Annotated in this window: 9 protein-coding genes, 1 other RNA gene and 1 pseudogene; 7 read left to right on the top strand and 4 right to left on the bottom strand. The window is 69.7% G+C overall.

The genetic code is table 11. The annotated features are described in order from the left end of the window. The first annotated feature begins 2 nt into the window (after positions 1 to 2). Together RPX00_RS11150 and ffs are read left to right on the top strand one after the other, a co-directional pair. Positions 3 to 497, top strand: coding sequence for a GTP-binding protein (locus tag RPX00_RS11150; RefSeq protein WP_406639438.1), 495 nt, complete (start codon positions 3 to 5; stop codon positions 495 to 497). Between the two features lie 5 nt (positions 498 to 502). Beyond that, positions 503 to 602: signal recognition particle sRNA small type (ffs, locus tag RPX00_RS11145), an RNA gene on the top strand. An 8-nt stretch (positions 603 to 610) separates the two neighbouring features. Here ffs and RPX00_RS11140 read toward each other — a convergent pair. Further along, positions 611 to 1,420 (bottom strand): spermidine synthase, encoded by an 810-nt coding sequence (locus RPX00_RS11140; RefSeq protein WP_406642865.1) that lies wholly within the window; start codon positions 1,418 to 1,420, stop codon positions 611 to 613. 87 nt (positions 1,421 to 1,507) lie between these two features. On the opposite strand from RPX00_RS11140, the gene RPX00_RS11135 reads away from it, so the two are divergent. Continuing rightward, positions 1,508 to 3,547, top strand: coding sequence for a DNA polymerase III subunit gamma and tau (locus RPX00_RS11135; protein ID WP_406639437.1), 2,040 nt, complete (start codon positions 1,508 to 1,510; stop codon positions 3,545 to 3,547). A gap of 105 nt (positions 3,548 to 3,652) precedes the next feature. Here the strand turns inward: RPX00_RS11135 and RPX00_RS11130 are convergent, their stop codons facing one another. Both RPX00_RS11130 and RPX00_RS11125 read right to left on the bottom strand, forming a co-directional pair. Next, positions 3,653 to 6,721 (bottom strand): TIM-barrel domain-containing protein, encoded by a 3,069-nt coding sequence (locus tag RPX00_RS11130; RefSeq protein WP_406639436.1) that lies wholly within the window; start codon positions 6,719 to 6,721, stop codon positions 3,653 to 3,655. Positions 6,722 to 6,820: 99 nt separating this feature from the next. Beyond that, a complete protein-coding gene (locus RPX00_RS11125; RefSeq protein ID WP_406642863.1) occupies positions 6,821 to 7,642 on the bottom strand; it encodes an N-acetylmuramoyl-L-alanine amidase in 822 nt (273 codons plus the stop codon). Positions 7,643 to 7,781: 139 nt separating this feature from the next. Between RPX00_RS11125 and RPX00_RS11120 the strand changes: the two genes are divergently transcribed. Further along, on the top strand, positions 7,782 to 8,138 hold the full coding sequence (locus tag RPX00_RS11120; RefSeq protein ID WP_067577153.1) for a YbaB/EbfC family nucleoid-associated protein: 357 nt from the start codon (positions 7,782 to 7,784) through the stop codon (positions 8,136 to 8,138). A gap of 3 nt (positions 8,139 to 8,141) precedes the next feature. Beyond that, positions 8,142 to 8,738: a recombination mediator RecR gene (recR, locus tag RPX00_RS11115; protein ID WP_037808499.1), complete on the top strand. Its 597-nt coding sequence runs from the start codon at positions 8,142 to 8,144 to the stop codon at positions 8,736 to 8,738. 153 nt (positions 8,739 to 8,891) lie between these two features. Here the strand turns inward: recR and RPX00_RS11110 are convergent, their stop codons facing one another. Beyond that, positions 8,892 to 9,989 carry a UDP-N-acetylglucosamine 2-epimerase gene (locus RPX00_RS11110; RefSeq protein ID WP_406639435.1) on the bottom strand — a complete coding sequence of 366 codons (1,098 nt, stop codon included), beginning with the start codon at positions 9,987 to 9,989 and terminating at the stop codon, positions 8,892 to 8,894. 86 nt (positions 9,990 to 10,075) lie between these two features. Between RPX00_RS11110 and RPX00_RS11105 the strand changes: the two are divergent. Beyond that, a pseudogene (locus RPX00_RS11105) lies at positions 10,076 to 11,094 on the top strand (glycosyltransferase family 2 protein). Continuing rightward, positions 11,091 to 12,386 (top strand): hypothetical protein, encoded by a 1,296-nt coding sequence (locus RPX00_RS11100; RefSeq protein ID WP_406639434.1) that lies wholly within the window; start codon positions 11,091 to 11,093, stop codon positions 12,384 to 12,386. Before RPX00_RS11105 ends, RPX00_RS11100 begins: the two are co-directional and overlap by 4 nt. The last annotated feature ends 2 nt before the right edge of the window (positions 12,387 to 12,388 follow it).

The following is a 12,388-nucleotide window of genomic DNA, read 5'->3' as shown; positions in this document are numbered from 1 at the left end:
TCGTGAAGATCCTCGTGCTTGGCCCGGCGGGCGCCGGGAAAACGACGGCGGTGCACGCCGTTTCGGACATCGCGCCGGTGCGCACCGACGCCGGCGAAACGACCGCCGCGCTCGACTTCGGCAGGTTCGGCGAGGGCGAGCGGCGGCGGTACCTGTTCGGCGCGCCGGGACAGCCCCGGTTCTGGTTCCGCTGGCCGGACCTCGTCCAAGGGGCGGACGCCGCGCTCGTGGTGGTCGACCCGCGCCGGATCGCGGACGCCTACCCGGTGCTCGACGCGGTCGAAGGGCTGCGGCTGCCGTTCGTCGTCGGGGTGAACTGCTTCGACGGCCTGCTCACCCGCCCGCTGCACGACGTGCGCTGGGCGTTGACCGTGCGCGACGGCGTCCCGGTGCATCCGTTCGACGCGCGCGACCCGGCGTCCGTGCGGGAGGTCCTCGACCTGGTCGAGGCCGGGGTGGCGCGGGGGTCGCGGGTGCGGCAACCGAGTCCGCTATAGTCGTCTGCGGGGACCCCCCGTGGCGTCCACCCTGTGAACTTCCCCAGGGCCGGAAGGCAGCAAGGATAAGCGGGCTCTGGCGGGTACGGGGGGAACCCGCTTTTTATGCCCTTTTAGAAGAGGCCGAGCACATCCTCTGGTGGTGTCGGCGAGGGCAGCGATTCAGCGTCGAAGACCGGTGCGGCCTTGCCCCGGAGCTGCCGCAACTCCGCGCCGTGCACCACTCGAGCCGGATAGGGCGACGACGCCGCGCGCCGGGTCAGCTCCGCGGTCGGCAGTTCGAGCCGCGAGGCAGCCAGCACGAGATTGCCGAAGCGACGTCCGCGCAGCACACCAGGTTCGGCCAGCAGGACGACGTGCGGAAACACCTCGGACAGCGTCGCCAAGAACCGGCGCGCGAACGGCAGGCCGGGGCCGTCGGAGATGTTCGCCAGCATCGAAGCGCCTGGTCGCAGCACGCGGGCCACGTCGGTCACAAACTCGACGGTCGCCAAGCCGCCGGCCAGCGTCGCGCGTTCGAAGGCGTCGATCACGATGAGGTCCGCTGACGCGTCGTGCCTGCTGCGCACGCCCGCGCGACCGTCCTCGATCCGTACTCGCAGCTTCGGGACGCTGCGCAGCTCAAGCTGTTCGCGGACCAGGTTGATCAGCGGTTCGTCGGCGTCGAACACCAGCTGCCGCGAACCCGGTCGCGTCGCGGCGACGTAACGCGGCAGGGAACAGCCCGCGCCGCCGACGTGCAGCGCGTCGAGCGGTCCCGGCGGAAGGAAGTCGACCAGATCGCCGAGCCGGCGCACGTAGTCGAACTCCAGGTTCGTCGGGTCGTCGAGGTCGACGTAGGACTGCGCTACTCCGCCGACCGAAAGCATCCACGCGTTCGGCCGATCGGCGTCGCGCAGCAGCTCCGCGGTCCCGAACCGCACCGGGTAAATGCCCGGCCGCGGGCCGCTCGGCGCACGGCCGCGACCGGAACGGGAGGGGCTCACCCCGCTCACTGTAGTCTCGGGCACGTGGCTCTCGCGCTGTACCGGAAGTACCGTCCGGCGACCTTCGCCGAGGTCGTCGGCCAGGAGCATGTGACCGAACCGCTGCGCACGGCGCTGGCCGCCGGGCGCATCAACCACGCGTACCTGTTCTCCGGGCCACGCGGCTGCGGCAAGACGTCGAGCGCGCGGATCATGGCCCGCTCGCTGAACTGCGCCAAAGGCCCGACCCCGGATCCGTGCGGCGAGTGCAACTCGTGCCGCGCGCTCGCGCCGGAAGGCCCAGGCAGCGTCGACGTCACCGAACTCGACGCGGCCAGCCACGGCGGGGTGGACGACGCGCGCGAACTGCGGGACAAGGCGTTCTACGCGCCCGCCGAATCGCGCTACCGCGTGTTCATTATCGACGAGGCGCACATGGTCACCACGCAGGGCTTCAACGCCCTGCTGAAGATCGTCGAAGAACCGCCAGAGCACCTCATCTTCATCTTCGCCACCACCGAGCCGGACAAGGTGCTCACCACCATCCGCTCGCGTACGCACCACTATCCGTTCCGGCTGATCCCGCCGAGTTCGATGCGGGAACTGCTGGAGCGCAACGTCGCCGCCGAGGGCGCGACGGTCGAAGCGTCGGTGTACCCGCTGGTGATCCGCGCCGGCGGCGGTTCGGCCCGGGACACCCAGTCGGTGCTGGACCAGCTGCTCGCCGGGGCCGGTCCGGAGGGCGTCACGTACTCGCGGGCGGTGTCGCTGCTCGGCGTCACGGACACCGCGCTGATCGACGCGGTGGTCGACGGACTCGCGAACGACAACCCGGCCGAAGTGTTCGGCACGGTCGAGAAACTCGCCGACGCCGGGCACGACCCGCGCCGCTTCGCCACCGACCTGCTCGACCGGCTCCGCGACCTGCTGCTGATGCGCGCGGTCCCGGAGGCGGGCGAACGCGGGCTGGTCGCCGCGCCGGACGACGAGCTGAAGCGGATGACCGAGCAGGCCGACAAGCTCGGCCCGGCCACGCTGTCCCGCTACGCCGATATCGTCCACAGTGGACTTCTCGAGATGCGCGGCGCGACGTCGCCGCGGCTCGTGCTCGAACTGCTCTGTGCGCGGATGCTGCTGCCGTCGGTCACCGAGGCGGAGAAGGCTTTGCTGGCGCGGATCGAACGGCTGGAGCGGCGTCCGGCTGGCGCGCCCGCTCCCGCTGGTCCCGCTGCTGCCCCCGCGACCGCCCCGGCCGCTTCCGCTGCTCCGGCGGAGGCTCCGGCTCGGTTCCAGCGGCCTTCGCAGCGTCCGGCGCAGGAAGCTCCTGCCGCACCGGCTCGTCCGGCGGCGGAGGCTCCGACTCGTCCGGCTGAAGAACCGGCGCGTCCGGCGCGGCCGGAGGTCAGCCGCCCGGCTCCCGTTGAAACGCCTGCTCCGGCTCCTGCTGAGGAGGCTCCCGCTCCGGTTGCGGCGGAAGCCCCGGCGGGTGGGATCGACGCGGCCAAGGTGCGGGAGAAGTGGCCGCAGCTGCTGGCGTCGCTGCGGAAGTTCACCGGCGGTCGCGCGCTCGAAGCGATGCTCACCCAGGCCACGGTCGCCGAGGTGGACGGTTCGGCGGTGACGCTGACGCACAAGTCCGAACCGCTCGCCCGGCGGCTGAGCGACCAGGGCAACGCGAGCAAGATCGCGGCCGGGCTGAGCGAGGTGCTCGGCGGCGAATGGCAGGTGCGCTGCGTGCACGGCGCGGCCCCGGCCGCCGCTCCGGCGCGGCAGGCTCCTCGGCAGCAGGTCGCGGCACCGGCTCCGGAACGGTCCTTCACCCGTCCGTCCGCGGCCGCGCAGCCCCCGGCCGCCGCTGCTCCGTCTGCCCCTCCGAAGCCGGCGGAAGCACCGAGCCGTCCCCGCGTGACGACGAGCGAACCGGACATCCCGCTCCCGCCCGAACCCTCGGACGAGGACGACGACATCTACTCCGAGGACTCCAGCCCGGTCCCGCCGCCTCCGCCGCCGCCCGCGGAGGAGGACCCGGAGCAGATCGCGCGCAAGCTGCTGTCCGACCACCTCGGCGCTCGCCCGCTGGACTGAGGACGTCGTGAGTGTTCGCGCCGGTTAGGACCGGCGCGAACACTCACCAGGCCTGCCCAGCCGCGGTGCCAGGCAAGTACGGCGTCGTGAGTGCTAATGCCGGTTCTAACCGGGTTTAGCACTCACGACCACCTTGAGCGGATGCTGCGTCGGCGGTGCCTGCACGGTCACGGTCCGGGTCGCGGCGTCCCAGGTCCAGGTGCTGCGACGTCCGTCCACGTACACCGCGGACGGCGCGGCAGTGTTGGTGAACCGGACCGTCCAGACGCGCTGCGTGGCACCGATCGTGAGCGTCGCCGAGTGGGCGTTTTCGGTGTAGCGCAACGACTGCCCGTCGTAGAGGGTGAACGCGCCGTTGTGGCCGCCAGCCACCGTGACGGTCGCGGCGGTGCCTGGATCGTGTGCGTCGCCAGGGACGTTTCCGCTGCGCGTGACCATGATCCCGCCCGAGCGCAGGAACACCGGCATCGTGTCCCAGCCCGTGGTGATCTGCGCCGTGGTGCCGCCGCGGTAGGTCTTGCCGGTGAAGTAGTCCGTCCAATCGTTGCCCGGCGGGAACCAGACGTTAGTGGTCGCCGTGGTGCCGGGGCTGGTCGCCGGAGCCACCAGGACGTCCGGGCCGTACAGATACTCTCCGCCGGCCTGGGCGTAGGCCTCCTGCTCGCCCGGGTACTGCAGGTACAGCGGCCGCACGATCGGCATCCCGGTCGCGGTGGCCTGCTGCGCGAGCGTGTACGTGTACGGGACGAGGTTTTCGCGCAGGTTCAGGAATTTCGTCGCTGACGCGTCGGCGGCTGGCCCGTATTGCCAGGGCAACCGGTCGCTGTGGTTGGAGTGCAGCCGGTCGATCGGCTGGAACGTGCCGAACTGCACCCAGCGCGCGTACAGATCGTCCGGCAGCTTGGTGCTACCCGGTTCCGTGCCGGGCTGCTGCAGGCCACCGGTGTGGCCGCCGATGTCGTGGCTCACCGAAGCCAGGCCGGTCGCCGCGGATTCGCCGGGCGTGTAGCCGACCTCGAAAGCCAGCGTGGCCCAGTCGGAAATGGTGTCGCCGGTGAAGTGCAGTGTGGTGCGTTTGTCCGCCCACGGCCCGGTCGGCACTGCGGTTGGCGAGCTGTATCCACCGGCTTGCAGCGAGCCGTAGGCGCGGGAGAAAGCGAAGCCGCCGTGTTCGGCGTATTGCTGGTTGATCCACGCGTCCGGGGTGACGCCGGGGAGGCTGGATTTCGAGCCGTCGCAACACCAATCGAGCCACCAGACGTCGTTGCCCTGCTGTTCCATCGTCCGGTGCAGGTCGAAGTAGGCGCGCAACTGGTCGGGATCGCCGAAATCGAAGATGTAGCAGTCGTTTCCGCAACCGGGTTGGAGTTTGCCCTTCGCGGTTGCCTGCGCCGCCGGGAACTGCGGGTCGGTGGCGCGGATGCTCGGGTGGATGTTCAGCGTGGTGTGCAGGCCCTGGTCGTGCGCCCACTGGAAGAACGCCTTCGGATCGGGGAACCGCGTCGGGTCGATTTCCCAGCCGTTCCACCGGTCCGGCGATTTGAAGTCGGTGTCGACGACCAGCATGTCGAGCGGCACGTGCTGCGAACGGAACTTCGGCACGATCGTTTGCTGGAAGTCGGCGGCGGTGCGGTCGTAGTACTCGGAGTACCAAACGCCGTAGGCCCAACAGGGCAGCAGCAGCGATGGACCGGTCAGCTGGGCCAGTTCCTGCAGCGCGCGGCCGTAGTTCTGGCCGTAGGCGAAGACGTATCCGTCCTGGTAGGGCTGGTTGCCGGGGCGCTGGGTGACTACCTTGGTGCGCGGGTCGTACAGCGCCGATACGGTGTCGTCGAGGAGGGACCAGCCGTCCTGGTAGAGGATTCCGGGTGCGGAGACCGCGCTGCCGTCCACGCCGTCGAGGCCTCGTCGGTAGCCGCCGAGCGGCGCGTGCGGGGCGAGTAGTACCGAATGCGGGGCGGTGACGGCGACGGTGTCGAGGTTGACGTGGCAGTTCGTGTCCGGGCAGGACAGCTTGACGGTGTTGGTTCCGGCCTTGAGCTGGACCGGAATTGCCTTGGTACGCCACGAATTCCAGCTGCTGGTCGGCGGCAGCGTGAGGTTGGTGGTTTGAACGGTCAGCGAGGTCGGCTGAGTCGCGTCGGCGTAGCGCAGTTGCAGATCGTAGGAACCGTCGGCAGGAACGCCGGTGACCGTCAGCGTGTCGGACGCGCCGATTCGTTCCATTCCGGCGAGGAAGGCCTTGCCGGAGTGTCCGTCGTGGTCACTGGCCGGATGCGCGCCGCCGGACAGCGCGCCTTGCTCGGCCTCGCAGAGAACGCCGAACGCACACGGCGTCGGCGCTGGCGGGACGGGTTGCGGATACGCGGCACCGGTGTTGACCACGGCGAGGCTGTCGAGGTTGACGTTGCCCGAGTCGGCGGTGCCGCGCTTGACGGTCACCTGGTGCTGTCCAGCGGGCAGGGTGATCGGCACGGTCGCGAGGGCCCAGGTGTCCCAGTCAGCGGTGGCTGGCAGCGTGACGGTGTGTGCGGCGTCGTCCACGAGGACGGTGAGCGTGCGGGTCGTGTGCTGTCCGTCGCCGCCGGTTCCGTTGGCGTAGCGCAGATCCAGCTGGTAATCACCGGCGGACGGGGCGGTGGCGCGGAAGGCCAGACCGTCGCCAGGGTTGATGAAGCCCGCTGCGAAACCGTCGCCGGTGTAGCCGCGATGGTCGCTGGCTGAGCCGACACCGGCTAGCTGCAGTTGCTCCGCCTCACAGAGCGTCCCGAACGCGCAGGCTGGCTTGCCGGTCCAGGGCCGCGCGGTGACGTCCTGACCGCCAGTGCGCAGCTGGACGGTGAGGTTGTCGTCGGAAAACTCACCCGAGTCGAGCTTGTAGCGCAGCTGGACGGCGCTGGTCCGGATGGTCAGCCAGCCGTCGCGTTTCGTTGCGGTGTAAGGAGTCTTGGTGAAGCTGTCGCGGCCGATCGCGTTGAACGTGCCAGCGTCGACGAAGTGTGCGTCACCCGCGTACTCGGTCCGGATGAGCGTCGGCGACAGGACTTCGAACCGCGCCTGCCCGACGGTCACTGTCTGTGGAGCCGCTTCGGCGATTCCCGTCGACACGAGAGTGCCCGCCATGGCTGTCACGGCCAGCAGCCGTACCAGTCGTCCTCGGAGTGATGTTGCCACCGGCGCCTCCTCGACAGGTCCCCAGCGACGGTAAGTCGGGACCGATCAAGGGAGAAGACAGTGTCCGGTGTTCTGTCCGCTCAGTAGCCCTTTCGGCTCTCAGGAGCTGGCTAGGTAAGCCTCGATCGCCTTCGCGATGGCCTGCGCGTAGTGCAGCCGGCCCGCTGCCGACGACATCTGGCTCGCCTCGTCGGCGTTGCGCATGTTGCCGCACTCCACGAGCACCGACGGGCGGGTCGACAGGTTGAGCCCGCCCAGATCGTTTCGTGGCGAAAGGCCCGCCGAACCGATGTAAGTGGACGTGGCGAAGCCGTCGTCGCGGATTCCGTCGCGCATCGTGCGGGCGAGCTTCAGCGACGGTTCGCCCTGCGCCGCGTTCAACGGCGGCGCCGAGTACGCGACGTGGAAGCCGTGCGCGGTCGGCGAAGTGGAGCCGTCGGCGTGGATCGACACCACCGCGTCGGCGTTCGCGTTGTTGCCGATCCGCGCGCGCTCGTCGACGCACGGGCCGACGCCGGAGTCGTTCTGCCGCGTGTAGACGACCTTGATTCCCTTGGCCGCCAACGCGTTCCCGATCTCCTTGGCAACGGCGAAGGTGAACGCGTGCTCCGGGTACCCGGCGTTGGTCGACGTGCCGGTGGTGTTGCACGGCTTCGTCTGCCCGCGCCCGGCGGGCACCTGCCGATTGATCTCGCCGGGGTGCGCCGCGTTGCCGCCGTTGTGCCCCGGATCGAGCACCACGACCTTGCCCGAGCCGACCGGCGGCACCGCGGACGTCGACGGCGGGCTCGAGGAGGAGGACGGCGGCGGTGGCGGACTGGACGACGACGGGCTCGGGCTCGCCGAACCAGCCGAGGACGTCGGCGCGGCGGCCGGTGACGGAGGCGTCGAACCGCCGCCGGAACACGCTGTGAGCAGCATGAGGCCGGTCAGCAGCGGGAGTGTCTTCGCTCGCACGCGACCACGGTGCCACAGCACACGCGTGCCGCCAGGACGGACTCGCCGGGCACGCGGCTAGGCTGGGAGAGAACACCCAAACGCGGAAGGACCGAGTGCGATCATGGTGCAACCCGGCGGCGGCGGCTTCGACCTGTCGCAGATCATGCAGCAGGCCCAGCAGATGCAGCAGAAGCTGGTGGAGGCCCAGGAAGAACTCGCCAACACCGAGGTCACCGGCACCGCGGGCGGCGGACTGGTCACCGCGACGGTGTCCGGCGACAGCCAGCTGAAGAGCCTCGTCATCGACCCGAAGGTGGTCGACCCCGACGACGTGGAAACCCTGGCCGACCTGGTGGTCGCCGCGGTCCGCGACGCGTCGGCGAGCGCGCAGAAGCTCACCGAGCAGAAACTGGGCCCGCTGGCCGGCGGCCTCGGCGGCGGCATGCCGGACCTCGGCAGCCTCGGCTTCGGCGGCTGACACTTGTACGAGGGTGTCGTCCAGGACCTGATCGACGAACTGGGCCGCTTGCCCGGCGTCGGTCCGAAGAGTGCCCAGCGCATCGCGTTCCACCTGCTGGCCGCCGACCCCGCGGACATCGCGCGGCTGCAGGACGTGCTGGGCAAGGTCAAGGAGGGCGTGCAGTTCTGCGAGATCTGCGGCAACGTCTCGGAACAGGAAACGTGCCGCATCTGCCGCGACGAGCGTCGTGACCTCACGGTCATCTGCGTCGTCGAGGAGCCGAAGGACGTGCTGGCGGTCGAGCGGACCCGCGAGTTCAAGGGCCGCTACCACGTACTGGGCGGCGCACTGGACCCGCTGTCCGGCATCGGGCCGGAACAGCTGCGGATGCGAGAGCTGCTGAAGCGCATCGGCGAGGCGGACGTCCGCGAGATCATCATCGCGACGGATCCGAACACCGAGGGCGAGGCGACGGCGACGTACCTGGTGCGGATGCTGCGCGATTTCCCTGGGCTGTCGGTGACGAGGCTGGCGTCTGGGTTGCCGATGGGCGGGGATCTGGAGTTCGCGGATGAGCTGACGTTGGGGCGCGCGCTGTCCGGGCGTCGAGCGTTGTAGTTTCTTTGCCCCCGAATACCGACGCAACCCAACCGCGGGATCGCGTCGGCGTCTGACGGAGTTGCGTGCACGGCCCCCGGGCCGGGTGCGCAGCTCCGTCAGACGCCGACTAAAGGCGATCCCGCACGCGACGGCGAAGCCGGCGCCAAAGATTCAGCAGTAACCCAGCTGTGCCAACGAGTTCACCACGATGTCCGACGGGTGGTACTTGTCCATCCACGACTCCCCGCGCCGATTCTGGTACGTGGCCAGGAATTCCCGCAGCAGATCCCCGCGCATCTCGGTCAGCATGACGTTCTCGCCGATCCCCACGTGCCGCTCCGTGCGCGCCCGGTGGACCGCGCATGGCAGGCCAAGATACCCGCATTCCTCCTGCAGCCCGCCGGAATCCGTGACCACGTACTCGGCGCGCGCGACCAGCGGCAGGAACTTCAGGTACCGCATCTTCGGCTGCGCGATGAACTTGTCGTCGAACAGATTGTCCAGCCCCAGCGCGCGGATCTTCTCCCGCTCCGGCGCGCCCGCCAGGTACAGGATCGGCATCTCGCGGCTCTGCTCGCGCAGGATTTCGAGTACCTCACGGTATTTGTCCGCGCGCGACACCAGTTCGAACCGGTGCAGCGTCGCCAGTCCGAACTTCTCCGGCAGGCCCGGTACGTCCAGCGGCTGGTCGATGACCTGGCGCATCGAGTCGATCGCGGTGTTCGCCTCGGTGTTCACCACCACGCCGCGCGCGTTGCGGAGGTTGTGCACCTCGCGCTCGCTCGGCGAGAAGTGGATGTCCACGAGCTTTCCGGCGATTTTGCGGTTCAGTTCCTCCGGCAGCGGCGACAGAATGCTGCCCGACCGCGTGCCCGCCTCGATGTGCCCGACGCGGGCCTTCAGGATCTTCTTGCCGATCAACGCCCCGTACGGCGTGGTGAACGTGTCGCCGTGCACCAGCACCAGCGGCGGGCGGCCGTCCTCGGTCAGGCGGGCGCGCAGTTCGGCGCGGCGGCTCCACGCGGTGCGCATGACCTGCGCCGCCCAGCCCGGTACCTGCGCCGGGGATTCGAGGTTGTGCGCCTGCGCACGCGGCACGAACCACAAGTCCGGTTCCGGCAGCCGCAGATCCGCCAGTACGTCGGCTACCTCGTCCACGTGCTGTGCGGTGAACCAGAGCTTCGGCGTCGCGCCGCGCTCGGCGATCCGGTGGAAGACCGGCGCGATCTTGATCAGTTCCGCGGTGGTGCCGACAATGAAGGAAATCACCGTGGATGCCCAATCACCTTAAGGTCAACGACGGCGGCCAGGATACTGGGCATCCCGGCTCGCCAAGTACAGGGTAGCCTCGCCGCGTGAGTGCGAACCCGCTCCTCCCGTCGCTCAGCGTCGTGATTCCGGTCTACAACGAACAGGACTGGATCGACCGCAGCGTGGGCGCGCTGATCGCCTCCGCGGAGGCGGCTCGGTGGCCGGTCGAGGTGCTCGTCGTGGACGACGGGAGCACCGACGGCACGCCGCGGCGGCTCGCCGGGCTGCGCGAAAAGTACGGGATCACCGTGCTGACCCAGCCCAACAGCGGCCGGTTCGAGGCGCGCCGCGCCGGGATGGCGAAGGCGTCCGGCGACTGGCTGATGCTGCTGGACAGCCGGGTCATCGTCGACGAAGGCAGCCTTTCCTTCCTGCGCGAGCAGCTCACCGAGCACCCGGAGCGCGCGGTCTGGAACGGCCACATCCACGTCGCCTCCGAGCACAATCCTTACGCGGGCTTCATGGCCGGCCTCGTCACCATCGGCTGGCGGCGGTACTTCCAGGACCCGAAGCTGACGTCGTTCGGCATCGAAGAGTTCGACGTCTACCCCAAGGGCACCACGTTCTTCTGCGCGCGCCGCGACCTGCTGGAGGGTTCGGCCGCCGCGTTCGAATCGCTGTTCGACGACGTCCGGCTCGCCAGCGACGACACCCGCATGCTGCGCTGGATCGCCGAACGTTCGCGCATTTTCCTGGCCCCGCAGTTCTCCGCGATCTACCACGGGCGCGATTCGTTCAAAAAGTTCTACGCACAGTCATTTTTTCGCGGGACGACCTATGTCGATTCCTATCTAGGTTCACCCGGTCCAGCGAGAAACGCGTTGTTCGGTGCGCTCGCAGTAGGCGCGGTCGGCGTGGGACTGGCCGTGAAAAAGCCGAAGACGGCCGCCGCGCTCGGCGTGGCCGGAAGCGTCGCGGCCGCCGGGGTGGTCAAGAAGTGCGGGGCCACCAACGCCGAAGCGCGCGCGGTCAGCACCCTGCTGCCGGTGTTCGCGACCGGCTTCGGCTCGGGGTGCTGCGCGGGCTGTATCTCGCGCTGCGCGCACGGCTGCGGCGCCGATGAGCGTGACCGGCACCGGAGAGACGGCCAACGGCGTCGTCCGCGACACCCACCGCACCGCTGGAAAACTCGGCGGTTCGCTGATCGTGTCGATCATCCTCGGATACGTCCTCACGGTCGCTTGCGCGCGGCTTCTCCCGCCGGACCAGTACGCCACTTTCGTCACCTTCTGGGGCCTCCTGATGGGCCTCGGCAGCGCGCTTTCCCCGCTGGAGCAAGAACTTTCCCGGCAGTCCGCGGTGGCCGCGCTCACCGGTGGACTGGCCGGCCGCGGCGCGCTTCGGGCCGTCGCCACCGCCGCCGCGGTGGCCGCCGCGTTCGGGCTCGCGCTGCTCGTTCCGCCGATCAACGACCGGCTTTTCCACGGCACCTGGGAACTCGCGCTGATCGTGCTGGCCGGCGGCGTCGCGTTCGCCTGTCAGTTCGGCATTCGCGGGTTGCTGATCGGGCAACATCAGGTGAAACATTTCGCCTGGCTCGTGGTCGCCGAACCGGCGGTCCGCGCGCTGGTGCTGGGCCTGCTGGTCGTCGCGACGGCTTACCAGCTGGTGCCGCTCGCTCTGGCGGTCGCCGCGGGTTCGTTCGCCTGGCTGCTGTTCGTCCGTCAGGGCTGGCGATTGCTCGACGTCCGCGCCGAAGGCGACGGCTGGGCGGTGACCGTCCGCCGGATGCTCATGCTGCTGCTCGGCGCCGCGCTCACCGCGAGCGTCATCACCGGTTATCCCGCGCTGGTCGGCCTGCTCGCGCCGGGCGGCGACCGCGAACGGCTCGGCGCGGTCTTCGCCGCGCTGGTCATCGCGCGGTTGCCGCTGACCCTGATCGGGCCGGTGCAATCGCTTGCGGTGCCGTTCGTCGTACGGCTTTCCACCAGCGAGGCCGGACGGCACCGGTTGCGCCGCGTGCTGCTGCTCGGCACGTTCGCCTCGCTCGCGCTGGCCGCGCTCGGCGCGCTGGTCGGCATGCTGATCGGCCCGTGGGCGGTGCGGTTCGTCAACGGTCCCGGCTACCAGGTGGACGGCTGGGCGGTGGCCGGGCTCGTGTGGTCCTCGGTGCTGCTGGTGCCGATGCAATTGCTCACCGCCGTGCTCGTCGCGCGCGCCCAGGCCAGGCACGTGTTGATCACCTGGGCGGTGGTCGCGGCCACCGCTTCGGTGCTGTTGCTGGCGGTGCCGGGCGACACGGTGCTGCGCGCGGTGATCGCGCTCGCCGCCGCGCCAATGGCTGGCCTTGCGGTCGTGCTCACATTCGTTCTCGCTAATTCGTCCGCGGGCGACTCCCGTGAAACGTCGGCATAGCG

Origin of the sequence: Amycolatopsis sp. WGS_07, from assembly GCF_045278895.1 — a bacterium.
Classification (GTDB): Bacteria; Actinomycetota; Actinomycetes; order Mycobacteriales; family Pseudonocardiaceae; genus Amycolatopsis.
This window is presented reverse-complemented; position numbering and strand designations above follow the sequence as displayed.